Genomic DNA, 23,860 nt, shown 5'->3' with positions numbered 1-23,860 from the left:
GGCATCACCAGGACCCGGGCGTCGCAGAGAGCATCGTCACACCGGTGGCGCAGCTCAAGAATGGCTCAGACATCCCCGCTCATCTCACCTTGCGGCATAGCGTCGGATCAGACCGGATACCCCGTGTCACGACGTGAGGTCGTAAGCGCAGAGGCCGTACTTCCTTCTACGTCACGCAACGGCGCGCGACAGGAGCCAGAGGACAATGCAGACCAAGCTGGACGAAGCCAAGGCCGAGTTGCTCGAGAGGGCCGCCCGGGTAGCTGAGAACAGCCCGGTCGGGGGGCACCTACCGACCGGGTCGACGGGCGAGGAGACCCCAGACGCCCAGAAGGCCCCGGACCGCGAGACCCTCCTCACGTTCCTCCAGCGTTACTACCTGCACACGGCCCCGGAGGACCTCACCGACCGCGACCCGGTCGATGTCTTCGGAGCTGCCGTATCGCACTACCGGCTGGCCGAGAACCGCCCCCAGGGCACGGCGAACGTCCGGGTGCACACCCCCACGGTGGAAGAGAACGGGTGGACCTGCAGCCACTCCGTGGTCGAGGTCGTCACCGACGACATGCCCTTCCTCGTCGATTCCGTCACCAATGAGCTGACGCGTCAGGGGCGTGGCATCCACGTCGTCATCCACCCCCAGTTCGTCGTGCGGCGCGACGTCACCGGCAGGCTCATCGAGGTCCTGTCGACCCCGGCCACCGGCGACCTTCCGCACGACGCGCACGTCGAGTCCTGGATCCACGTAGAGATCGACCGCGAGACCGACCGGGCCGATCTGAAGCAGATCACCGCCGACCTGCTGCGGGTGCTCTCCGACGCCCGTGAGGCCGTCGAGGACTGGGGCAAGATGCGGGAGGCGGCGATCCGGCTGGCGGAGGGGCTGCCGGACGAGCCCATCCCCGGCGACCTGCCCGGACCCCAGGTCGAGGAGGCCCGCGAGCTGCTGCGCTGGCTCGCCGACGACCACTTCACCTTCCTCGGCTACCGCGAGTACCAGCTGCGTGACGACGACTCGCTGGCCGCCGTGCCCGGCACCGGGCTCGGCATACTGCGCGCGGACCCGCACCACGCGGCCGAGGAGAGCCACCCCGTCAGCCCCTCGTTCGAGCGGCTGCCCGCCGACGCCCGGGCCAAGGCGCGCGAGCACAAGCTGCTCGTGCTGACCAAGGCGAACAGCCGGGCGACCGTGCACCGGCCCTCGTACCTGGACTACATCGGCGTCAAGAAGTTCGACGCGGACGGCAACGTCATCGGCGAGCGGCGCTTCCTCGGGCTGTTCTCCTCCGCCGCCTACACCGAGTCCGTGCGCCGGGTGCCGGTCATCCGGCGCAAGGTCGAGGAGGTCCTGGAGCGGGCCGGGTTCTCGCCCAACAGCCACGACGGGCGTGACCTGACACAGATCCTGGAGACGTACCCGCGCGACGAGCTGTTCCAGACCCCGGTCGACGAACTGCGGGCCATCGTCACCTCCGTCCTGTACCTCCAGGAGCGCAGGCGCCTCAGGCTCTACCTGCGCCAGGACGAGTACGGGCGCTACTACTCCGCCCTCGTCTACCTCCCGCGCGACCGCTACACCACGGCCGTGCGCCTGAGGATCATCGAGATCCTCAAGGAAGAGCTCGGCGGCATCAGCGTCGACTTCACGGCCTGGAACACCGAGTCGATCCTGTCCCGGCTGCACTTCGTGGTGCGCGTCCCGCAGGGCACCGAGCTGCCGGAGCTGTCCGACTCCGACAAGGAGCGCATCGAGGCCCGGCTGGTGGAGGCCGCCCGCTCCTGGGAGGACGCCTTCGCCGAGGCGCTCAACGCCGAGCTCGGCGAGGAGCACGCGGCGGAAGCGCTCCGCCGCTACGCGCACGCCTTCCCCGAGGGTTACAAGGCCGACCACAACCCGCGCGCCGCGGTCGCCGACCTCGTCCACCTGGAGCAGCTGAACGCCGAGGCGGACAAGGACTTCGCGCTCAGCCTGTACGAGCCGGTGGGCGCCGCCCCCGAGGAGCGCCGCTTCAAGATCTACCGCACGGGCGACGCGATCTCCCTCTCGGCCGTCCTGCCGGTCCTCAACCGGCTCGGCGTCGAGGTCGTCGACGAGCGGCCGTACGAGCTGCGCTGCTCGGACCGCAGCGTGGCCTGGATCTACGACTTCGGCCTGCGCATGCCCCGCGCGAATGGCGGCGCGGACTACTTCGGCGACGACGCCCGCGAGCGCTTCCAGGACGCCTTCGCCGCCACCTGGACCGGCAAGGCGGAGAACGACGGCTTCAACGCCCTCGTGCTGAGCGCCGGGCTGACCTGGCGCCAGGCCGTGGTGCTGCGCGCCTACGCCAAGTACCTGCGTCAGGCGGCGTCGACGTTCAGCCAGGACTACATGGAGGACACCCTCCGCAACAACGTCCACACCACCCGCCTGCTCGTCTCCCTGTTCGAGGCGCGAATGTCGCCGGACCGGCAGCGCGCGGGGCACGAGATCGTGGACGCGCTGCTGGAGGAGGTCGACGCGGCCCTCGACCAGGTGGCCTCGCTCGACGAGGACCGGATCCTGCGGTCCTTCCTCACCGTCATCAAGGCGACGCTGCGGACCAACTTCTTCCAGGAGGCCGCGGGCGGCAAGCCGCACGACTACGTCTCCATGAAGTTCGACCCGCAGGCCATCCCCGACCTGCCGGCACCGCGCCCGGCGTTCGAGATCTGGGTGTACTCGCCGCGCGTCGAGGGCGTGCACCTGCGCTTCGGCAAGGTCGCACGCGGTGGTCTGCGCTGGTCCGATCGGCGTGAGGACTTCCGCACCGAGATCCTCGGCCTGGTCAAGGCGCAGATGGTGAAGAACACCGTCATCGTGCCGGTCGGCGCCAAGGGCGGTTTCGTCGCCAAGCAGCTGCCCGACCCGTCCGTGGACCGGGACGCGTGGCTCGCCGAGGGCGTCGCCAGCTACAAGACGTTCATCTCGGCGCTGCTCGACATCACCGACAACATGGTGGCGGGCGAGGTCGTGCCCCCGGCGGACGTCGTCCGGCACGACGAGGACGACACCTACCTCGTCGTCGCCGCCGACAAGGGCACGGCGACCTTCTCCGACATCGCCAACGGGGTCGCCGAGCAGTACAACTTCTGGCTCGGTGACGCCTTCGCCTCCGGCGGCTCCGCCGGCTACGACCACAAGGGCATGGGCATCACCGCCCGCGGCGCCTGGGAGTCGGTCAAGCGGCACTTCCGCGACATGGGCGTGGACTGCCAGACCGAGGACTTCACGGTCGTCGGCATCGGCGACATGTCCGGCGACGTGTTCGGCAACGGCATGCTGCTCTCCGAGCACATCCGCCTGGTCGCGGCCTTCGACCACCGGCACATCTTCATCGACCCGAACCCGGACGCCGCCACCTCCTACGCCGAGCGCCGTCGCCTGTTCGAGCTGCCCCGCTCCAGCTGGGAGGACTACAACACGGAGCTGCTGTCGGCCGGCGGCGGCATCTTCCCGCGCACGGCTAAGGCGATCCCGGTCAACGCGCACATCCGCGAGGCCCTCGGCATCGAGGCCAAGGTCACCAAGCTGACCCCGGCCGACCTGATGAAGGCGATCCTGCACGCGCCGGTGGACCTGCTGTGGAACGGCGGCATCGGCACGTACGTCAAGTCCTCCGTCGAATCGAACACGGACGTCGGCGACAAGGCCAACGACTCCATCCGCGTGGACGGCAAGGACCTGCGCGTCAAGGTCGTCGGCGAGGGCGGCAACCTCGGCCTGACCCAGCTCGGCCGGATCGAGTTCGCGCTGCACGGCGGCCGGATCAACACCGACGCCATCGACAACAGCGCGGGCGTGGACACCTCCGACCACGAGGTGAACATCAAGATCCTGCTCAACGGCCTGGTCACGGACGGCGACATGACCGTCAAGCAGCGCAACAAGCTGCTCGCCGAGATGACCGACGAGGTCGGCCGCCTGGTGCTGCGCAACAACTACGCGCAGAACACGGCGATCGCCAACGCCCTCGCCCAGTCCAGCGCCATGCTCCACGCCCAGCAGCGCTTCATGAAGCACCTGGTCAGGGAGAGGCACCTGGACCGGGCGCTGGAGTTCCTGCCCACCGACCGGCAGATCCGCGAGCGGCTCGCCCAGGGCCAGGGCCTGACCGGCCCGGAGACGGCCGTCCTGCTGGCGTACACGAAGATCACGGTCGCCGAGGAGCTGCTGCACACCTCGCTGCCCGACGACCCGTATCTGAGGGGTCTGCTGCACGCGTACTTCCCGACCGAGCTGCGCGAGCAGTTCGCCGAGCGGCTCGACGGCCACCCGCTGCGCCGCGAGATCACCACGACGGTCCTGGTCAACGACACGGTCAACACGGGCGGCACGACGTACCTGCACCGCCTGCGCGAGGAGACCGGCGCGTCGCTGGAGGAGATCGTGCGGGCGCAGACCGCGGCCCGGGTGATCTTCCGCCAGTCCCCGGTGTGGGACGGGGTCGAGGCGCTCGACAACAAGGTCGAGGCCGAGGTCCAGACCCGCATCCGGCTGCACGCGCGCCGCCTGGTGGAGCGCGGCACGCGCTGGCTGCTCAACAACCGGCCGCAGCCGCTGGAGCTCGCCGGCACGGTCGACTTCTTCGCCGAGCGGGTCGAGCAGGTCTGGGGACAGTTGCCGAAGCTGCTGCGCGGCGCCGACCTGGAGTGGTACCAGAAGATCTACGACGAGCTGACCGGCGCCGGTGTCCCGGACGAGCTCGCCACGCGGGTGGCGGGCTTCTCCTCGGCCTTCCCGACGCTCGACATCGTCTCGATCGCCGACCGCATGGGCCGGGAGCCGCTGGACGTCGCCGAGGTGTACTACGACCTCGCCGACCGGCTGCGCATCACCCAGCTCATGGACCGCATCATCGAGCTGCCCCGCGCCGACCGCTGGCAGTCCATGGCCCGCGCGGCGATCCGCGAGGACCTGTACGCGGCGCACGCGGCGCTGACCGCCGACGTCCTGGCCGTCGGCAACGGCACCTCGACGCCCGAGCAGCGCTTCAAGGCGTGGGAGCAGAAGAACGCGGCGATCCTGGGCCGGGCCCGCACCACACTGGAGGACATCCAGAGCTCCGACTCGTTCGACCTGGCCAACCTGTCGGTGGCCATGCGCACGATGAGGACGCTGCTGCGCACGCACTCGTAGGGCGTACGGCGTGCCAGGCGCCCCGGGCCGGTCCGGCCCGGGGCGCCTCTTCTTGGGGTGCCTTAAGGCGATTCGAGGGGAGGACTTACCGACCCCGGCTAAGGCTGGGGGCGTGACTGTGAACGTTTCCGAGGAGCGGGTGTCCGCTCCCGCCCTCCCGGTCAAGCGCGTCGTCCTCGAAGCGGTGAACTTCGCTCTGGTCGGCGGCAGCGGCGTCGCCGTGAACTTCCTGGTGTTCAACGTGCTGCTGCACGGACTGCACCGGGACGCCATGGCGGCGACCGTCCTGGCCAGCCTGGTCGCCATGGGTACCAACTATCTCGGTTTCCGGTACTTCGCCTATCGCGACCGGGCGTCCCGCACCCGGCGTCAGATCACGCTGTTCTTCGTCTTCAGCGCCCTCGGCGTCGCCATGGAGAGCGGGCTGTTCTACGCCGGGTATCACGGCCTCGGCCTGGACGGGCCGCTCGAAGCGAATGCGGTCAAGGCGGTGTCCATCGTGCTGGCCTCGGCCTTCCGCTTCCTGGTGTACCGGACCTGGGTGTTCCAGCACGACGTACCAGGCGCCTAGGAGGGTGCCGCCCGTGCCGTTCTTGGCGGCACGACTGCCCGCAGCCGAGCGGACCGGTGGGGCCTACTTCAGCGCGCTCGCCACCAGCCGCGCCGCCGACTTCACGCGCGGGCGGGCCACCCTGCGTACCGTCGGGCGGATCAGCTTCGCCGTCACTCCCACCGGTTCCCAGCGGACCTGGAGGCGGCCCGCGCCGTGGCCCTCCGGTTCCACCGTCAGGTGGTGGGACGGGACGCGTGTCGTCAGCGTCGGGAAGGTCAGGGGCGCCAGCAGCAGGCCCGTGTGGGACAGGCCCTGGTGCCGGAGGCGGAGCAACGGGTGGCGGATCCCCGCGAAGCCCTGGAGGGGGAGCCGGGCCGCCCCGAGGTCGAGGTGGGCGTGGCCCTCGAAGATGCCGGGGCGGACGGGGGAGAGGCGGAAGTGGACGTGGAGACGGTGGCCGCCCGGGGCGATGAGGAGCGTCGCGCGCTGGGGGCCGACGGGAAGGCGCAGCGCCGGGTCGTACGTACGGATCGCGAGGTCGATCGAAGCGCCCGGGCCCCGGGTGATCTCCGTGATCTCGTGGCGGAACTGGGCGCTCGGGAAGGGGCGCGTCTCCAGCTCCAGGTCGGAGATGTCCAGTTCGCGGCGGGACCACTCCGCCTCGGGGACGCGGTTCCCCCAGTAGGTGCACCCCTCCGCGTCGGCTGTCACGCGCCTCGGTGCCACCCCGTGCCCCAGGCCGCGGGCCGCCAGCCGGGCCTCCGGCAGGCGCCGGTCGCGGATCAGCTGGATGACGACGCGTTCGGCGCGCGGGAGACGGGCGAACGCGCCGGGGGTGAGCGTGTCCAGGTAGGGGGTGACGAGGTCCGCGAAGGACGTCAGCCAGGCGTCGTCCCGGTAGGGCAGGTCACCGGTGTACATCCGGAGGTCGTGCTTGAGGAACTTGTGGTCCTTGTCCTCGCGCAGCGACTCGTGCCCGCTCTCGGCCAGGAAGGCGTCGATGAGGTGCTGGACGTGGACCCGGTCCCGGACGTTGGCGAGCTTGTGCCGCTGGTTGGATATCGAGGCGGCCTCGGAGGCCGCGAAGGGCGCCACGTACCAGCGGTAGACCGGTTCCGGGATGATCGTGAAGCTCTTGGCCAGGCAGTACGCCTGCGCCGAGAACAGCTGGTCCTCGTAGTGGATGCCCTCGGGGAAGCGCAGGTCGTGCCGGTCGAGGAAGGCGCGGGCGTACATCTTGCTGGTGGCCAGGTGCTCGAAGAGCAGGCGCGGGTCGGCCTCGATGCCGTCGAGGGCGCGGCGCTCGGCGACCAGGTGCGGCATCCACGTCGAGCGGCGGCCGTTGTCCACCCGGACCCGCTGCACCGCGCCCATCGCGAAGTCGATCTCGCGTTCGCGGTGTGCGGCGAGCAGCAGTTCGACGGCGTTGTCGGGGAGTTCGTCGTCGCTGTCGAGGAACATCAGGAACGGCGCCCGCGCGATCTGCAGGGCGCGGTTGCGCGGGGCGCTGCAGCCGCCGCTGTTCCGCTCCAGGCGGAGGTGGCGGATGCGGGGGTCCTCGACCGCGAGCCGCTGGGCCACCGCGGGGGTCGCGTCGGTGGAGTGGTCGTCGCTGATGATGATTTCGAGGTTGGCGTGGGTCTGGCGGCGGACCGACTCCACGGCGCGGGGGAGGCGCTCGGCGTCGTTGTGGACGATGACCGTCACGGTGACGTCGGGGGTGCTCATGCGGTCGCCTCCTGCGGGGTCGGGGCCGGCGTGCGTTCCTCGATCGGCAGCACGGGCGGCAGGTCCCGTTGGTCCTGGCCGAGGAAGACCCGGCGGACGACGCGTTCGGCGGCGCGCCCGTCGTCGTACTCGCAGAACCGGCGCCGGAAGACGGCCCGGGTCTTCGCCGCGCTCTCGTCGCGCCAGGCGTCGGTGGTGAGGATCTCCGTCAGCTCCTGCTGGGTGCGGGCGACCGGGCCCGGGGCCTGGTCCATCAGGTCGAAGTAGACGCCGCGGGTGGTGCGGTACGTCTCCCAGTCGTCGGCGTAGATCACGATCGGCCGGTCGAGGTTGGCGTAGTCGAACATGATCGAGGAGTAGTCCGTGACCAGGGCGTCCGCCGCCAGGCACAGTTCCTCGACCGGGTCGTAGGAGGAGACGTCGATGATCCGGCCGGTGCGGCGCAGGTGGGTGAGGGGGGAGGCGGCGCCGCCGTAGAAGTAGTGGCCGCGCACGAGCAGGACCGTGTCGTCGCCCAGGTGGTCGGCGAGGGTGGCGAGGTCCAGGCGCGGGGTCCAGCCGGCCTCGTAGTCGCGGTGGGTGGGCGCGTAGAGGACGGCACGGCGGCCCGGGGCGATGCCGAGGCGGTCGCGGACCGTGCGGATGTCGTCGGCGCCGGCCGTGTAGTAGACGTCGTTGCGCGGATAGCCGTGGTCCAGGGAGACGTAGCGCGACGGATACGCCCGCTCCCACATGCGGGTGGTGTGGCTGTTGGCCGAGACGCTGAAGTCCCATCGGTCGATGCGTTCCAGCAGCGCCTTGAAGTCCAGGCCCTGTGCGGCGGCCGGGAACGCCATCTGGTCGATGCCCATGCGCTTCAGGGGCGTGCCGTGGTGGGTCTGGACGTGGATCGCGTCCGGGCGTTTGACCACCGCGTTCTCGAAGTTGACGTTGTTGACGAGGTACTTGGCACTCGCCAGCACCTCCCAGTAGCGGCGGCTGCCGGGCACGACGTGGTCGGTGCCCGGCGGCAGCAGGGCCGCGTTCTCCTCGGTGACCACCCACACCGCGTGGATCTGCGGGGCCAGTTCGGCGAGCTTGGCGGCGATCGCGGCGGGGTTGCAGGCGACGCCGCGGTTCCAGTACGCCGCGAACACCGCGAGGTGCGGATTGACGGGACGGCCGAGCGCCCTGCGGTACTGGTGGTCACGGAGTCTGGCGCCCACCTGGCGCTTACGGGCCCGTACGGCCGACTTGGCGGTGCGGCGGGTGCGGTTGACGGTCTGGAAGGCCCGGTACTTCGCGTAGGCGCCCTCCTCCAGCAGGGAGCGGCGGACGCCTTCGAGCCCGCCCGGGCGGCGGTGGCCCTCGGGGCGGCGGCGCCGGGCGGCCAGGGACGCCCGGCGGAAGAACTCCCGCGCGACCTCCTCCTCCATGCCGCCACGCGCGAAGGTGCGCAGGCAGTCGCGGACCATGAGGTCGTAGAGCACGGTGTGGGCGGCGCGCCGGTCGCGGGTGAGGTCGAGGAGGGACTCGTAGCGCTCGACGAGGCCGTAGCGCTGCTCGGGGGTGACCGGGGGCAGGCTCGCGGGGCGCAGCCGGCGGTCCTCGTAGGCGACGTGCGGCAGGCAGGCGACGCGGTCGGCGAGCAGCAGGGCGGCCAGGGCCGCGTACGGCTCGTCGTCGGTGGCGAGCCGGGGCTCGTGCGCCCGCCAGAAGTCCGCGCGCAGGACGCGGGTGCCGAGCAGCGGGGTCAGCCGCAGCAGGGGCGAGCAGTCGTCGAGGGGGACGTCGGCGCGGCCCGCCCGGGCGAGGAGCGGGCCGTCCGGTGAGGGCATGCCGGAGGAGTGCCAGGTGCTGCGGACGTGGTCCACGAGGAGGACGTCGACCTCGCCGGGGAGCTCGGCCACCCGCTCGGCGACCATGCGCGGGGTGCCGGCCGGCAGGCCGTCCTTGGCGTGGACGAAGTGCAGCCAGCGGCCGGAGGCCCGGGCCGCGCCCTCCGCCCGGGCCGCCGCGTCCCCCGTGCCGTGCGGCAGCGGCACGACCTGGACCTCCGGGGCGTGCCGTTCGGCGGTCTCCCGGGCCCAGTCGCCGACCGCGGCCACGATCACCTCGGCGTCCGGCAGGGGGTGGGCGGCGAGGGAGCCGAGGAGTTCCGTCAGATGGTCCTGAACGTTCGGCCCGTGGACGACGACGCTGAGCTCGGCCATCACGGGGACCCCTCTCGCAGCTGCACGGTATGCGGTCATGCTGCCATCAATGGGGCGAAACGGCCGACCGGGTGCGCCTCACGAGGGAACGGTGGCCTTCGCCTTCGGCTTGTCCGCCTTGTCGCCGGTGAACGCCTCGTACTCCTTGAGCACGTCCTCCGTCGGCCCGTCCATGCGCAGTTCCCCGCGCTCCAGCCACAGCACCCGGTCGCAGGTGTCGCGGATCGACTTGTTGTTGTGGCTGACCAGGAACACCGTGCCCGCGTGCTTGCGCAGCTCGCGGATGCGCTCTTCGGAGCGCTTCTGGAAGGAGCGGTCGCCGGTGGCCAGCGCCTCGTCGATGAGCAGGACGTCGTGGTCCTTGGCGGCGGCGATGGAGAACCGCAGCCGCGCGGCCATGCCGGAGGAGTACGTCCGCATCGGCAGCGTGATGAAGTCGCCCTTCTCGTTGATGCCCGAGAAGTCGACGATCTCCTGGTAGCGGTCCTTGACCTGCTCGCGGGACATGCCCATGGCCAGGCCGCCGAGGTGCACGTTGCGCTCGCCGGTCAGGTCGTTCATCAGGGCGGCGTTGACGCCGAGCAGGGAGGGCTGGCCGTCGGTGTAGATCCGGCCGTTCTCCACGGGCAGGAGCCCGGCGACGGCCTTCAGCAGGGTCGACTTGCCGGAGCCGTTGGTGCCGATCAGGCCGATCGCCTCACCGCGGTAGGCGACGAAGGACACGTTCCTCACGGCGTGCACCCGGCGCACGCCCGAGGCCTTCTCGGTCTGCTTGCGGCGCACGATGCGGTTGAGGGCGGCGGTCGCGGAGCCGCGTCCGGTGCCGGTGCCGTTGACGCGGTAGACGATGTCGACGCCGTCGGCGACGACGGTGGGGATCTTCTCGCTCGGGTGCTCAGCCACGGCCGTACGTCTCCTCAGCCTTCCAGAAGTAGATGAACCCGCCGACACCGGCGACCAGTGCCCACCCGGCGGCGAGGGCCCACACATGAGTGGGGAGCTGGCTCGCGTGGAAGCTGTCGATCAGGGAGAAGCGCATCAGGTCGATGTAGACGGCGGCCGGGTTCGCCGCCAGCGCGAGCGTCACCACGTGGGGCAGGCTGTCCTTCTGCGCCAGCTTGTCGATGCTCCACATGACGCCCGAGACATACATCCAGGTGCGCAGCACGAACGGCATCAGCTGGGCGATGTCGGGGGTCTTGGCGCCCATCCGGGCCATGACCAGGGAGATGCCCGCGTTGAACGTGAACTGCAGGAACAGGGCCGGCAGCGCCAGCAGCCAGGACGCGCCGACCGGCACGCCGAAGCAGAGCAGGATGACGACCAGGGCGCCCATGGAGAACATCAGCTGCTGGAGCTGCTGGAGGCAGAAGGAGATCGGCAGGGCGGCGCGCGGGAAGTGCAGGGCGCGTACCAGGCCGAGGTTGCCGGAGATGGCGCGGGTGCCCGCCATGATCGAGCTCTGCGTGAACGTCCAGATGAACACGCCCGTGACCAGGAACGGGATGTAGTCGGGCACGCCGTGCTTGGTGCCGAGCAGTACGCCGAAGATGAAGTAGTAGACCGCCGCGTTCAGCAGCGGGGTCATCACCTGCCAGACCTGGCCGAGCTTCGCCTGGCTGTACTGGGCGGTGAGCTTGGCGGTGGCGAACGCGGTGATGAAGTGGCGGCGCGCCCACAGCTGCCGGACGTACTCGGGCAGGGAGGGCCGGGCGCCGCTGACCGCGAGGCCGTGACGGGCGGCGAGGGCCGCGAGGTCGTGTTCGGCCGGGGCCGGGGTCTGGGGCGGTGTGTGGAGGACCGTACTCACATCCGGTGCTTTCGCTCGGGGGTGTGGGACCTGGGGGGTGAAGAGCGAGGAGGAGCCGGCTCTTACCGGACTCTTCACGACTTCTTACGTCGGGACGGGACCGTATCGTCGTAACGGGAGCGTACGCCGGGCCAGCGTCGGAACGCAACCGTTTCGTCGTGACGCCCTATGCTGTCGGCATGACGACGAAGCCCGACGAGCCCCAGCAGCCCCCGCGCCGCCGGGCCCCCGCGGGGGCGGCCGTACTGCGGGAGGACGTGACGGAAGCGATCCGGGCGGCCGTCTTCGAGGAGCTCGCGGCCGTCGGCTACGCGCGGATGTCCATCGAGGGGATCGCCCGCCGGGCGGGGGTCGGGAAGACGGCGGTGTACCGCCGCTGGCGCTCCAAGCTGCACCTGGTGCTCGACATCGTCTCGGCGCTCGCCGTGCAGGGCCTGCCCGCGCCGGACACCGGCTCCCTGGAGGGCGACCTGCGGCTCCTCTACGAGGTGACGTCCCGCGCCCTGCGCCACCCCGTCGCCTCGCAGGTCATCCCCGATCTCCAGGCCGAGGCGGCCCGCAACCCCGACATCGCCGAGGCCCTGCAAAAGGCCCTGCGGGAAGGTCAGGACGGGGTCGCCACCGGCATCGTGACGGCGGCGGAACGCCGCGGTGAACTCAGCGAGGGCATCGACCACGACCTCGCGCTCGACCTGATCTCCGGCCCGCTCTACTGGCGCTCGGTGGTCATCCGCAGCCCGAAGCTGCCGAAGGGGTACCTGGGCGCGCTGGCCCGGGCCACGTCGGAGGGGCTCAAGGCGCTCTAGGCCGGCGGCGCGGTGCCGTCAGGGGCGTTGCCACGGAGGCCGGAGTGGGGGGGCGTGGCGGCGGGCCTTGCTGCGGCCCGGAGCGTGCGCCCACAGGAGTGAGCCCGGCAGCGCGCCGGGGCTCGCCCCGGTGCCGGGGCGGATCAGCCCCGTCCCGCCTCTGGATGCAGCCGCAGCCACCCCTCCCACGCCGACGCGATCATGTCCTGCACGTCGAGCCGGGCCTTCCAGCCCAGTTCCGCGGCGGCGCGGCCGGCGGAGGCCACGACCCGGGCCGGGTCGCCCGGGCGGCGGGGGGTGACGGCGGGCGGGCGGTCGTGGCCGGTGACGGCGTTGATGCGGTCGATCATCTCGCGGACGGAGACGCCCTCGCCCCGGCCGATGTTGAGCGTGAGGTCGCGGCCGGGGGAGGAGCGCAGGGCCGCCGCCGCCGCGACATGGGCCTCGGCCAGGTCGACCACGTGGATGTAGTCGCGCACGCAGGTGCCGTCCGGGGTCGGGTAGTCGTCGCCGAAGACGCGCGGCGGCGCGTTCTCGGTGAGCTTCTCGAAGACCATCGGCACGAGGTTGAACACCCCGGTGTCCGCGAGTTCCGGGCCGGCGGCGCCCGCCACGTTGAAGTAGCGCAGGCACGCGGTCGACAACCCGGTCGCCCGGCCGGTCGCCCGGACCAGCCACTCACCGGCCAGCTTGGTCTCGCCGTACGGCGACATGGGCAGGCACGGCGTCTCCTCCGTCACGAGGTCCACGTCCGGCATGCCGTACACCGCCGCCGACGAGGAGAAGACGAAGGACGGCACCTTCGCTGCCGTCACGGCGTCCAGCAGGACCCGCAGCCCCTCGACGTTCTCCCGGTAGTAGTGCAGCGGCCGTTCCACCGACTCGGCCACCTGCTTCTTCGCCGCGAGGTGGACGACTCCGGTGACAGCGTGGTCCGCGAGGGTGCGGGCGAGCCGCTCGGCGTCCAGGGTCGAGCCCACCACCAGCGGCACCCCGTCGGGCACCCGCTCGGCGAAGCCGGTGGACAGGTCGTCGTACACCACCGCCTGCTCGCCCGCCGCGGTCATCGCCCGTACGACGTGCGCGCCGATGTAGCCGGCGCCGCCGGTGATCAACCAGGTCATGTGCGGCCGTCCCCTCGTCAGTTGGCCCGTGGTGGTGGTGCGGTGCGCTGCTCCGTCGCGGACTGGTGCTCTCAGTGAAGCAGGCGGCGCAGCCGCGCGCGGGCGACCGACAGCACACCGCGTACGCCGGGGGCCACCCGCAGCGCCAGCGCGCCGGAGTGGGTGGCGTACGGCTGTACGAGTACCACGCCGTGCCGGGCGCTCGGGACAGCGCTGCGGCGCAGCAGACCGGCGCCCGTGAGCGCGTGCGCCGAGACGTCGCGGCTCACGCCGTCGCGAAAGCGGATACGAAGGCGCAGGTCCCAGGTGCCCGCGCCGAACGCGGACAGCGCGGCGAGATCGACGGCCACCTCCGCCGACCAGGCGCCACCGCGGACGGAACCGGTGGTCCCGGCGGGCTCGGAGCCCTGCGCGCAGGGTCCGAGCGCCACGGCTCCGGCGGGCTCGGCGCCCTCTGCGAGCGCCATGGCTCGTGAACCGGCTCTCCCGGCGGGCTCCGGGCCCTGTGCGAGCGCCACGGCTCCGGAACCGGGGGTCCCGGCGGGCTCGGAGCCGCTCGGGCACGGCGCGAGCGGCACGGCCGTGTCCCGGACCGCCAGGCTCCCGTCGTCCCGGTGCAGCCACTCCGCCTCCACCGTCTCCGGCCCCGCCTGCGCCACCCGCCCGTACAGCTCGTGCAGGCGCAGCCGCAGCCGGATGCCGCGCGCGCACGGCCGCAGCTCCGCGTCGACGGCGAGGGGCAGCGCGCGCACCGGCCGGGCCAGCAGCGGCTCCAGGGAGACCGGGAGGGCGTCCGACCAGACCGGCGTGCCGTCCGCGGCACGGGCGTACGGCGGGCACAGGCGGGCCGGGCGGGCCGCGAGCTCCCGCAGCCGGGGCAGGTCGCACGGCTCCGGGCAGGCCAGGACGACCCGCCCGATCAGCCGGCCGGGAGCGGCCGGGTTGCGCGCCCAGTCGTCGGCGTCGTACTCCGCGAGGTGCGCCCGCGTGAGCTCCCACCACGCCCGCCGGTACGCGGCGTCGCGCAGCCCCAGTTCGCGCACGTACATCCGCAGGTCGTGGTCGAGGAACTTGGCACGCACGGCCCGCGCGAGTTCCTTCTGCCCGGCGCCCAGCAGCACCTCGTACGCCTGCCGGCACGCCTCCGTGCGGGCCCTCCAGTTCTCGACGCCGGACCGGTCCAGGGAGATCGACAGCCGCCCGGCCGACCGGCGCACGTGCCAGACGTACACCCGGTCCGGGACCAGGGCGATACGGGGAGCAGCGGCCAGGACACGCGCGGTGAAGACGACGTCCTCGTACGGGAAGCGGCCCTCGGGGAAGCGGATGCCGTGCGCCCGCAGGAAGCCGGTGCGGTAGAGCTTGTTGACGCAGAGCGTGTCGTGGACCAGGCGCGGCCGCCGAGCGGGGTGCGGTACGACGGCGTGCAGCGCGTAGAGGCGCGCCTGCCAGGGGACTTCGCGCCCCGACGGCAGCTCACGGCGTACGCACAGGCCGCCCGCGACCTCGGCGTGCGCGCCCTCGGCCGCTTCGAGCAGCGCCGCGGCCGCGCCGGGCGGCAGGACGTCGTCGCTGTCCAGGAACATCACGTACGGCGAGGTCACCGCGTCGAGCCCGGTGTTGCGCGGGGTGCCGCAGCCGCCGCTGTTGGCCCGGCGGCGGATCACCTTCAGGCGGGGCTCCGAGGCGGCGAGCCGGTCGAGCAGGCCGACGCTGCCGTCCGTCGAGCAGTCGTCGACGGCCACCACCTCGCGCACGGCCGGTCCCTGGGCGAGCGCCGACCGCACGGCGTCCGTCACATGGACGGCGTCGTCGTAACCGATCACCACGACGGCGACCCCGGCAGGCGGCCTCCGGGCGTCCCTCTCGGTCTCACTCTCGGCATTCATCACGGCGGATGGTAAGCCGGGCGAATGACATGAAAGTGATAACACACCATCAAACCGCCCCGAACTCCCTGATTCAGCACAGAATCGGGCCGTGAAGAGCGGACAGTCGAGGGGGAGCGGCCGGTCCGGCGCGGGGCCGGTGCCCGTGGCGGTGCCCATGGCGGTGATGCTCGCGACCGGGCTGTGGGGCCTGGACCGCGGCGGCATGTGGGGCGACGAGAGTGTCACCTTCCAGGTCGCGCAGCGCACGGTCCCGCAGATCTGGCGGCTGCTGCACGACGTCGACGCCGTCCACGGCCTCTACTACCTGTTCATGCACGCCGTCCTCACCGTCCACCCCGGCGAGGTCGTGCTGCGCCTGCCGTCGGTGTGCGCGGCGACGGCGACCGCCGGCCTGGTCGCCGCCCTCGGCGTCCGGCTGGCCGGGCCCCGGGTCGGCCTGTGGGCCGGGATCCTGTACGCGATCACGCCGATGACCGGCCACTACGCCCAGGAGGGCCGGTCGTACGCGCTCGTCGCGGCAGGCGTGGCGGGGGCGACGCTGCTGCTGGTGAGGGCCGTGGACGCAGGGGGCGCCCGGGCCTGGTGGCCGTACGGGACGGTCGTCGCCCTGACCTGTGTGCTGCACGAGCTGGCGGTGCCGGTGCTGGGCGCGCACGCGCTGACGCTTGCCCTGCTGCGGGTGCCGAGGAAGGTGTGGTCCGGCTGGGGGCGGGCGGCGGGGGCGGTGGCGCTGCTCCTGCTGCCGCTGGTGTGGGTGTCGCAGGGGCAGTCCGGGCAGGTGGCGTGGCTGGTGCCGCCGGGGTGGGACCGGGTCGGGAGGCTGGGCCGGAACTTCTCTCCCGGCCCGGCCGGGCCGGTGTTCTGGGGGACGCTGCTGCTGATGGCCGTGGGACTGCGCGAGCGGCGCACGGCCGCGGTCGCGCTTCCGCTGCTGCTCGTGCCGCCGGGGATCCTGATGACCGTGTCGCAGGTCCGGCCGCTCTACCACGACCGGTACGTGCTCTACGCGCTGGCGGGCGCGTCCCTGCTGGTCGCGGCCGGGGCCGGGCGGGTGGCCGGAGCGCTGGGGCGGGTGCGGTTCGAGGGGCGGCGGATGCGGGCCGGGGGCCGCCGGGTGCGGGCCGTCGTGGGCATGGCAGGCGTCCTCGCCCTCACCGTCGCCTTCCTGAGCCAGCTCCCCGTGCACCGCCAGGACCGGTCCGCCGCCCACCGCCCGGACAACCTCGCCGAGGTCTCCGCGCTCGCCGTCAGCCGGATGCGCCCCGGTGACCCGGTGCTGTTCCTGCCGTCCGTCGGCAGGCTCGCCGCGCTGGCCTACCCGAAGGGGTTCCGGCGGGTGCGGGACATCGCGCTGCGGGAGTCCGCGCCCCGCTCCGGAACGCTGTGGGGACGGGAGGCGGCCCCCGGGGAGCTGGTGCGGCGGCTCGCCTCGGTGGACCGTGTCTGGGTCGTCGCCGCGCGCTCCGCCCTGGACCCGCGCCGGAGCCCGCCCGACCCGGTCGAGCGCACCAAGCTCGCCGTCCTGGCCTCGGAGTTCACCGTCCGTGAGGAGCACGTCCACGAGGGACACGTCCGTGACGACGTGCTCCTGCGCCTCTACGTCCGGCGCCCGCCCGGCGGTGAGTCGCCGGGCGAACCGTCCGGGGGTCGTTGGCCCGGTGTGTCGGCAGGCGCTCCGGCTCTCGCCCTCCCGGGCTCGGGTGCCGCCCAGCGCGGCGCGATCCCTCGCGCCCCTGCTCGCGGCGCGCTCCCGGCGCTTCCCCCTGTCCCCGGCGCTTCCCCCCCGTCTCCGGCGCCTTCGCCCCGTCTCCGGCGCCCCGTCTCCGCCGACGGCGTAGCGCCCGGTGCGGTTACGGCCGCTCGTCGGCGGACGAGCCGCCCCGCGGCTCCGCGAGCGCGGCCGCGTCCAGCGCGGTGGTGAGGTCGTCGAGGCGGGCGCGCAGGGCGCGGATCTCCTCGGGACCGAAGCCGGTCGAGGACGCGATCCGGCGCGGCACCTGAAGCGCCCGCCCGCGCAGCGCGACGCCCTCCTCGGTCAGCCGCACCTCCACCGACCGCTCGTCGCGGGCGCTGCGCTCCCGGCGTACCAGACCGGCCGCCTCCAGCCGCTTGAGCAGCGGCGACAGTGTGCCGGAGTCGAGACGCAGGTGCTCGCCGAGCTTCTTCACGGGCAGCTCGTCGTGCTCCCAGAGCACCAGCATCACCAGGTACTGCGGGTAGGTGAGCCCGAGGTCCTTGAGGATCCCGCGGTAGACCCCGTTGAAGGCGCGGGAGGCCGCGTGCAGGGAGAAACAGATCTGCTGGTCCAGGCGGAGCCAGTCGTCGTCGGGCGTGTTCATGCCTCCAGGGTAGCGCGTGCTCGCCATTTAATTGCGCACAACTTAGTTGTGTGCTCTAATTCTGGATGTCAGGCGGCCCGTAAGCGGGCCGCCGAACGTTGACGTGAGAGGGAAGGTTTTTCCATGGACGCGCTCTACACCGCTGTCGCCACCGCCACCCACGGCCGCGAGGGCCGGGCCGTCAGCTCCGACGGCGTGCTGGACCTCGCCCTGGGCATGCCCCAGGCACTGGGCGGCAACGGCCAGGGCACCAACCCCGAGCAGCTCTTCGCCGCCGGTTACGCCGCCTGCTTCGGCAGCGCCCTCGGTCTCGTCGGCCGTGGTGCCAAGGTCGACGTCAGCGACGCCGCCGTGACCGCCGAGGTCTCCATAGGCAAGCAGGGCGAGGGCTTCGGCCTCGCCGTCACCCTCCGCGTGGAGCTGCCCGACAGCGTGGACGAGGCGACCGGCCGCAAGCTGGTCGAGCAGGCCCACCAGGTCTGCCCGTACTCCAACGCCACCCGCGGCAACATCGAGGTCGACCTCGTCATCGAGTAACCGTTCGCACGCCACCCCCGACCCGCGCCAGCACCTCCCCCGTCCGTCTGCTCCACGCCACCACCACGGCCTCCTCGGGCACCGGGTGCCAGCGTGTCAGCAGCAGCCAGCGCACGTGGTAGCGGCGGACGACGGCGGACCGCTCGGCGCGGGTCGAGCCGGGGGCGAGATAGGCGCGGACGTCGGCCGCCCGGCGTTTGCGCTCCCGCTCGTCCAGGGCGGGGTCGGGCCAGATGGGCGCGGCGAGGTTCGGGCCGTACCCGGCGATGGCGTGACTGGCGAAGTACCCGTCGGTGATCACCACCTCGCCGGGCCCGATGTGCCGCGCGGCCCAGTCGTAGGACGGCCAGCGCGTCGGCTGCGTGAACCCCACCGGGTCGGCCGACCGCGGCACGACCGCCCCGGCGTGCACGGTGACGAACCCGGCGCACACCCCGGCCACCGCCGCCCCGCCCAGCACCCGCCGGGCCCGCCGCCAGGGCCGGGGCGCCGCCAGCTCCACCGCCAGGGCGAACTGCAGCGGCACCAGCACGGCCCACAGCGCCCGGGCGTACGTGTAGTGCCCGCTCACCCAGCCGTACGCCACCAGCAGGCACTCCAGCAGGAACATCAGCACCAGCGGATCACGCACCGACCGGCGCGCCCGCAGCCACAGCGCGGGCAGCCCGAGCAGCGCCAGCCAGGAGTTGGCGAGCATCCTCTCGTACAGCTGCTGGTGCATCGCGTCCATGCCGGTGTCGCCCACCAGCGTCAGGACGTCGTAGTACGGCCACGCCACCGCGACCGCCGCGCAGACCGCCCCGCACAGCGCCCAGCGTGCCGCGACCGGCCGGCGCCAGCCGCGCTGCCGGGAGGCCACGACCGCCACCGCCCCGGTGAGCGCCGAGGCCGCCGTGACGGGATGGGTGAGCAGGATCAGCGCGTACAGGGCGCCGATCCCGGCATACCCCCACCAGCCGCCGAGCCCGCTCGGACCGACGAACCGCACGGCGGGGGCGTCGTCCCGCGCACGGGTGCCCGTCCAGGCCCACGCCCAGAACGTCAGCCCGATGGCGAGCGCGGACGGGTAGCCCAGGTTCGTCGTCATCGACATCAGCCCGAGATAGCCGCTCCACAGGATCCGCGCGGTGCCCCACAGCAGCGTCATGAACAGCAGGGCCCACACCGGCGCCCACGGGCGGGCGGTGACGCTCCGGACGAACCGGCCGAGCCCCGTCAGCAGCACCAGCAGATGCACCGGTCCGGCGAGCTTCACGACCTCCCAGCCCGACAGCCCCGTCAGCCGCGCCACCAGGCCTTGGGCGACGGCGTACGGGCCGTAGTACGGGCTGCCCGCGCCCGGCAGGTCCGCCATGGTGTGGGCCGGGTGGAGCAGGTCGGCCTTGAGGCGCTCGACGACCGCCGCGTGCTGTCCGGCGTCACAGCACAGCGGGATCCGCCAGTACGCCAGCGTCATCACCAGCCAGAACAGGGCGCCGTAGAACTGGTACGGAGTGAGCCTCCCGGCACGGCCGCCGCGCAGCGCCGTCGCGCCGCGCACGGCCCGCCGGACCAGGACCGGGGCGCTCACAGGAGGGTGGAAGGGATCTGGGGCATGCGCCGAATGTTCCCGCCCTACGCATGCCCTGACCCCGGATCACTTCATCGGGTGAGGCCGCTGCGCCCACCTGCCGGTCGGTCGCACAGCGCCTGCTGTGCCGCCGCCGGCCAGCGCGCGAAGCGGAACCGCGTCCGCTCGACCGCTCCGGTGAGGTTCCGCCAGAACCGCTCGGCGGTGAGCGGTGCGCGCACCGACTCCCTCAGCTCGGCGAGATCACCGCAGCCCAGCGCGGCCCGGGCCGCCTCGACCGCCTCCCGCGGCGCCCCGGCCCGCAGCAGGTCACGCTGCGGCGGATGCTTAGCCGCCCACTCGGCGAAGACCCAGTGGTTGCGCAGGAACTTCTCGTGCCCGGGCCAGCTCCACCGCTCCAGCGCCAGGTGCGCGCCGATCGGGCTGGCCAGCCCCCAGGCGTCGTTGACGTAGGCGTCCAGCGGCGCCGCCGCCCCCGTCACGCCGAGATGACGTCCCACGATCACCACCTGGTACGGCGAGTCCGCGCGCATCGGCGTCGCGTGCAGCCGCCGCTCGGCGTCGAAGTAGAGCAGCGTCGGCACGGGCGCCCGCTCGGCCCGGGCCAGCATGGCGCGCCCCTCCGGCAGGGCGGGCCAGTTGTCCACCCAGGTGGCGGTGCGCACCGGGTTGTGGTCACCGAGGCCCTCCACATCGGAGCTGCGCACGTTGAACGAGCCGGGCGTGCTGCGCACGTCGAACGGGGCCCGCAGCGGACTGACCGCCGCGCACAGCCACACCACCAGCAACGCGCTCGCGACACCCGTGACCCTGGTCGCGGGTACGACCAGTACCGGCAGGAGCAGCAGGAAGAGGGCGGGCAGGATCATGCGGGCGTGCATGTAGTCACCGCCGACGCGGACGACGTACCCGGCGAGCAGCAGACCCGCCGCGAACGGCGCCAGCAGCACCGCGAGCGAGGCCCGCCCCGGGGCGCGGTCCCGCTGCTCCCGGCGGGCGCGCCGCACCAGCAGGACGGCCAGCGCCCCGAGCACCGGGACGACCGGCCACAGCCAGTACGGCCCGAGCGTCTCCTGCACGTACCCGGCGCCCCGGCTCCAGTCGCTGGCGCTCGCCTCCTTGGCGATCGCGGGCAGCGGCACCAGGACCCCGTAATACCCCGCCCGGAACACCTCGTACGCCAGCGGCACCGCCCCCGCCGAGGCCAGCATCGCCGCCGTGCCCCGCCGGGAAGGACGCAGCACCCACCACTGCGCGGCCAGGAAGCACGCCGTGACCACCGCCAGATCGGGCCGGACCAGCGGACCCAGCCCGAACACGAAGGCGGCCGTGCACGTCGGCCGGGCCTCCTGCCCGCGCCGGGTCCGCGTCAGCAGCCACCACGACAGGCCGGTCCAGAAGGTGCCCAGACCGCTCTCCAGACCCGAGGTCATGTACGACCAGAACGGCGGCACGGCCAGCAGTACGAGCACACCGGCCGGGAGCAGCAGCCCCGCCCCCCGGTGCAGCCGGCACGTGGCGAGCAGGGCGAACGCGAACCCGGCGGTGCTCAGGACCAGACCGAGACCGACCGCGAGGAACGCCGGGTCCTCGCCGGTGACCCAGGTGGCGAGGGCGAGCAGCCACTGCCAGAGGGTGCCCGTCGAACTCTCCGCCCGCTCACCGACGTTGAACACGGGCCCGTTGCCCGCCAGGATCTGCCGGACCGGGCGCAGGTAGATGAGCCCGTCGTCGCAGATCCAGCGGCGCCGGTAGCCCAGCACGAACAGGGCCGCGGTGGGCACGGCGACCAGGGCGGCATGCCATCCGTGCACCGGCCGCAGCCCCTCGACGGCGGCCGGCGGCCGGGCCGAGGCAGCCCGCTGGCCGGGCAGGGAGGGGACGGCCTCGGGAGTCGCGGGGGTTCTCATCTCTCGATCAGCGCCTCGGGTCGTGTGCGGGCCCCCTCGGTCCGGCGCGCCGCGGGCAGCAGCGCCCCGCCCCGCTCGCCCGGCATCAGCAGCCGGACGACCCGTTCGGCGGCCCGGCCGTCCTCGAACTCGCAGTACCGTTCCCGGAAGCCGGAGCGCAGCCGCGCCGCCTCCGCGTCCTGCCAGGTGCCGGACGCGAACAGCCAGGCCAGTTCCCGGTACGAGCGCGACACATGGCCCGGCGCGTCGGTCGTGATGTCGACGTAGGCCCCCCGGCTTGCCGCGAACGCCCCCCAGTCGTCGGCGTGGACGACGATCGGCCGGTCCAGCAGGACGTAGTCGAACATCAGGGCCGAGTAGTCGGTGACCAGCGCGTCGGAGGCGAGCATCACGTCCTCGACGTGCGGCTCGTCGGTGACGTCCACCAGCACGCCCCGCCGGTGCAGGTCGGCCAGACCGAGACCCCGCGCCACACCCGCTGCCAGCGACGGGTGCAGCCGGACGAGCAGTGTGTGCCCGGGGCCCAGGTCCGCGGCGAACCGGGCCGGGTCGAGCCGGTCGACATGGCCGCCCCGCCGGTAGTCACGGCGGGTCGGCGCGTACAGCACGACCGTGTGGTCGGCCGGGACGCCGAGCCGCTCGCGCACCGCCCGGCCCCGCTCGGGCCCCGCCCCGACCAGCACGTCGTTGCGCGGGCTGCCGGTCCGCAGCGAGGTGAAGTGGCACGGATACGCCCGCTCCCAGGCCCGTTCCGCGTGCCGCCCCGCGACCAGGCTGTAGTCCCAGCGGTCGGCGCGGCGCAGCATCTGCGGCACGTCGAAGCCGTGCCGGGCGCCCGGCTTGGTCAGCAGGTCGGCGCCCATGTACTTGAGCGGGGTGCCCTGGTGGGTGTGGATGTGCACGCTGCCGGGACGCTTGGCCAGGGTGCCGGGCCAGTTGACGTTGTTCACCCAGAACGTGGCCCGCGCCATGACCTCGTGGTAGCGCCGCGAGCCCGGTGTCACATGGTCGATGCCGGGCGGCAGCGCGTCCACCGCGTCCTCCCGGACCACCCACACGCCCCGGATGTGCGGGGCGATCTCGCGGGCCTTCTGGTAGATCGCGGCCGGGTCACCGGTCACACCCCGGTGGTGGGTCGCCGAGTAGACGGCGAGATGCGGATCCAGCGGGCGTTTCGACTGGGCCGTGTACCAGCCGCGCAGGGCGCTCTCCGACGCCTTCCTCGCCACCCGCCGCCGCCCGCCCAGGGCGGCCGCGCGCAGGTCCCGCAGCCCACGGGCGGTCGCGTACGTCGCGTAGGGCGCCGAGGCGAGCAGCCGCATCTCGGCCCCGCGCCAGCCGTCCGGCCGCGGGAAGCCGCCGTCGGGGAGGTGACGGCGGTGGAAGGAGCGGATCTCGCGGTAGAAGTCGCCCCGGTCCGCGGGCCGCACCCGGTCCTCGCGGGCCAGCACGAACAGCATGTGGTCCAGCGCCCGCTCCAGCAGCAGCGGCCGCGCCCAGTCCAGGTCGGGGCGCTGCTCCAGGAACGCGAACAGGCCCTCGTACTGCGGGAAGATCTCGAAGTGCCGGCGCCCGGGCGTCTTGGTGATCGCGCCCTGCCGGCGTTGCCGGTACTCCACGCCGATCCGGTCCAGGCAGGCGATGCGCTCGGCCAGCACCATCGACCGGTAGGTGACCGGCGCGTCCTCGTACAGCCCCGGCGCGTACTCCAGCGCGTGCTCCTGGAAGAAGGAGCGCCGGTAGGCCTTGTTCCAGGCGACCAGGAACAGGTTCAGATACTGCGGGCTCTGCCGGATGCCGAACGTCTCGAGGCCCGCCGCGGCCAGCAGGTCCGCCGCCTCGCTGCGTCCGCCGCGGCCCCACCAGTGGGTGCGCACATGGTCGAAGACCAGGATGTCCGGGTCGTCGGTCGCCGCGAGGCGTGCGGCGACGGCGGCCAGCAGGCCCGGTGTGTAGTGGTCGTCGCTGTCCAGGAACAGGACGTAGTCGCCGGCGGCCCGCGCGAGACCGGCGTTGCGGGCCCGGCCGAGGCCGACGTTCTCGGGCAGGTGCAGCACCCGTACCCGGGCGTCGCGGGCGGCGTACTCGTCGAGGATGGCGCCGCTGCCGTCGGGCGAGCGGTCGTCCACGGCGATCACCTCGAAGTCGCCGTAGGACTGGCCGAGCACCGAGTCGAGACACTCGCGCAGGAAGCCCTGCACCTTGTAGACGGGGACGATGATGCTGAAGCGGGGCACTTCT

The 23,860-nt window shown here is 72.8% G+C and carries 15 protein-coding genes; 5 read left to right on the top strand and 10 right to left on the bottom strand.

Going from position 1 to position 23,860, the window contains the following annotated elements:
• Positions 1-205: 205 nt before the first annotated feature.
• On the top strand, positions 206-5,158 hold the full coding sequence (locus A4E84_RS15760) for an NAD-glutamate dehydrogenase (RefSeq protein WP_062927193.1): 4,953 nt from the start codon (positions 206-208) through the stop codon (positions 5,156-5,158).
• A gap of 112 nt (positions 5,159-5,270) precedes the next feature.
• Positions 5,271-5,729 (top strand): GtrA family protein, encoded by a 459-nt coding sequence (locus tag A4E84_RS15755; RefSeq protein WP_237304925.1) that lies wholly within the window; start codon positions 5,271-5,273, stop codon positions 5,727-5,729.
• A gap of 63 nt (positions 5,730-5,792) precedes the next feature.
• On the opposite strand, the gene A4E84_RS15750 is transcribed toward A4E84_RS15755, so the two are convergent.
• The 4 genes from A4E84_RS15750 to A4E84_RS15735 form a co-directional block, all read right to left on the bottom strand.
• The gene (locus A4E84_RS15750; protein ID WP_062927191.1) at positions 5,793-7,439 is read right to left on the bottom strand and encodes a glycosyltransferase family 2 protein; all 1,647 of its coding nucleotides are present in this window, start codon (positions 7,437-7,439) and stop codon (positions 5,793-5,795) included.
• Positions 7,436-9,631 carry a CDP-glycerol glycerophosphotransferase family protein gene (locus A4E84_RS15745; RefSeq protein WP_062927190.1) on the bottom strand — a complete coding sequence of 732 codons (2,196 nt, stop codon included), beginning with the start codon at positions 9,629-9,631 and terminating at the stop codon, positions 7,436-7,438. Before A4E84_RS15745 ends, A4E84_RS15750 begins: the two co-directional genes overlap by 4 nt.
• A gap of 78 nt (positions 9,632-9,709) precedes the next feature.
• Positions 9,710-10,534: an ABC transporter ATP-binding protein gene (locus A4E84_RS15740; RefSeq protein WP_062927189.1), complete on the bottom strand. Its 825-nt coding sequence runs from the start codon at positions 10,532-10,534 to the stop codon at positions 9,710-9,712.
• Positions 10,527-11,441, bottom strand: coding sequence for an ABC transporter permease (locus tag A4E84_RS15735; RefSeq protein ID WP_062927188.1), 915 nt, complete (start codon positions 11,439-11,441; stop codon positions 10,527-10,529). The genes A4E84_RS15740 and A4E84_RS15735 overlap by 8 nt, the downstream gene beginning before the upstream one ends.
• 179 nt (positions 11,442-11,620) lie before the next feature.
• Here A4E84_RS15735 and A4E84_RS15730 point away from each other — a divergent pair, with 179 nt between their 5' ends.
• Positions 11,621-12,247: a TetR/AcrR family transcriptional regulator gene (locus A4E84_RS15730; protein ID WP_062927187.1), complete on the top strand. Its 627-nt coding sequence runs from the start codon at positions 11,621-11,623 to the stop codon at positions 12,245-12,247.
• A gap of 143 nt (positions 12,248-12,390) precedes the next feature.
• On the opposite strand, the gene galE is transcribed toward A4E84_RS15730, so the two are convergent.
• Both galE and A4E84_RS15720 read right to left on the bottom strand, forming a co-directional pair.
• A complete protein-coding gene (gene galE / locus A4E84_RS15725; protein WP_062927186.1) occupies positions 12,391-13,371 on the bottom strand; it encodes a UDP-glucose 4-epimerase GalE in 981 nt (326 codons plus the stop codon).
• A 71-nt stretch (positions 13,372-13,442) separates the two neighbouring features.
• The gene (locus tag A4E84_RS15720; protein WP_062927185.1) at positions 13,443-15,260 is read right to left on the bottom strand and encodes a glycosyltransferase family 2 protein; all 1,818 of its coding nucleotides are present in this window, start codon (positions 15,258-15,260) and stop codon (positions 13,443-13,445) included.
• A 157-nt stretch (positions 15,261-15,417) separates the two neighbouring features.
• On the opposite strand from A4E84_RS15720, the gene A4E84_RS15715 reads away from it, so the two are divergent.
• Entirely contained in the window at positions 15,418-17,184 is a 1,767-nt protein-coding gene (locus A4E84_RS15715; protein ID WP_237305132.1) for a glycosyltransferase family 39 protein, read from the top strand.
• Here the strand turns inward: A4E84_RS15715 and A4E84_RS15710 are convergent.
• Positions 17,114-17,629, bottom strand: a complete 516-nt coding sequence (locus A4E84_RS15710) for a MarR family winged helix-turn-helix transcriptional regulator (protein WP_062927184.1) — start codon at positions 17,627-17,629, stop codon at positions 17,114-17,116. The two genes, A4E84_RS15715 and A4E84_RS15710, sit on opposite strands and share 71 nt — an antisense overlap.
• 96 nt (positions 17,630-17,725) lie before the next feature.
• Between A4E84_RS15710 and A4E84_RS15705 the strand changes: the two genes are divergently transcribed.
• Positions 17,726-18,139: an organic hydroperoxide resistance protein gene (locus A4E84_RS15705; RefSeq protein WP_062927183.1), complete on the top strand. Its 414-nt coding sequence runs from the start codon at positions 17,726-17,728 to the stop codon at positions 18,137-18,139.
• On the opposite strand, the gene A4E84_RS15700 is transcribed toward A4E84_RS15705, so the two are convergent.
• The 3 genes from A4E84_RS15700 to A4E84_RS15690 all read right to left on the bottom strand — a co-directional run bounded on the left by A4E84_RS15700 (position 18,129) and on the right by A4E84_RS15690 (position 23,856).
• Positions 18,129-19,709 (bottom strand): hypothetical protein, encoded by a 1,581-nt coding sequence (locus A4E84_RS15700; protein ID WP_062927182.1) that lies wholly within the window; start codon positions 19,707-19,709, stop codon positions 18,129-18,131. The genes A4E84_RS15705 and A4E84_RS15700 overlap by 11 nt on opposite strands.
• Positions 19,710-19,780: 71 nt before the next feature.
• A complete protein-coding gene (locus A4E84_RS15695; protein ID WP_062927181.1) occupies positions 19,781-21,619 on the bottom strand; it encodes an arabinofuranosyltransferase AftB family protein in 1,839 nt (612 codons plus the stop codon).
• On the bottom strand, positions 21,616-23,856 hold the full coding sequence (locus A4E84_RS15690; protein ID WP_062927180.1) for a bifunctional glycosyltransferase/CDP-glycerol:glycerophosphate glycerophosphotransferase: 2,241 nt from the start codon (positions 23,854-23,856) through the stop codon (positions 21,616-21,618). The genes A4E84_RS15695 and A4E84_RS15690 overlap by 4 nt, the downstream gene beginning before the upstream one ends.
• Positions 23,857-23,860 lie beyond the last annotated feature (4 nt).

It is taken from the genome of Streptomyces qaidamensis, assembly GCF_001611795.1.
Classification (GTDB): Bacteria; Actinomycetota; Actinomycetes; order Streptomycetales; family Streptomycetaceae; genus Streptomyces; species Streptomyces qaidamensis.
Note: the sequence above shows the minus strand (reverse complement) of the source record. Positions and strands in the feature narration are given on the sequence as shown.

Excerpts from the sequence above, each read along its gene's own strand:
- A4E84_RS15760 (WP_062927193.1), top strand. The coding sequence starts at position 206 with ATGCAGACCAAGCTGGACGAAGCCAAGGCCGAGTTGCTCGAGAGGGCC.
- A4E84_RS15750 (WP_062927191.1), bottom strand. The coding sequence starts at position 7,439 with ATGAGCACCCCCGACGTCACCGTGACGGTCATCGTCCACAACGACGCC.
- A4E84_RS15745 (WP_062927190.1), bottom strand. The coding sequence starts at position 9,631 with ATGGCCGAGCTCAGCGTCGTCGTCCACGGGCCGAACGTTCAGGACCAT.
- A4E84_RS15730 (WP_062927187.1), top strand. The coding sequence starts at position 11,621 with ATGACGACGAAGCCCGACGAGCCCCAGCAGCCCCCGCGCCGCCGGGCC.
- galE (WP_062927186.1), bottom strand. The coding sequence starts at position 13,371 with ATGACCTGGTTGATCACCGGCGGCGCCGGCTACATCGGCGCGCACGTC.
- A4E84_RS15720 (WP_062927185.1), bottom strand. The coding sequence starts at position 15,260 with ATGAATGCCGAGAGTGAGACCGAGAGGGACGCCCGGAGGCCGCCTGCC.
- A4E84_RS15715 (WP_237305132.1), top strand. The coding sequence starts at position 15,418 with ATGGCGGTGATGCTCGCGACCGGGCTGTGGGGCCTGGACCGCGGCGGC.
- A4E84_RS15710 (WP_062927184.1), bottom strand. The coding sequence starts at position 17,629 with ATGGCGAGCACGCGCTACCCTGGAGGCATGAACACGCCCGACGACGAC.
- A4E84_RS15705 (WP_062927183.1), top strand. The coding sequence starts at position 17,726 with ATGGACGCGCTCTACACCGCTGTCGCCACCGCCACCCACGGCCGCGAG.
- A4E84_RS15695 (WP_062927181.1), bottom strand. The coding sequence starts at position 21,619 with ATGAGAACCCCCGCGACTCCCGAGGCCGTCCCCTCCCTGCCCGGCCAG.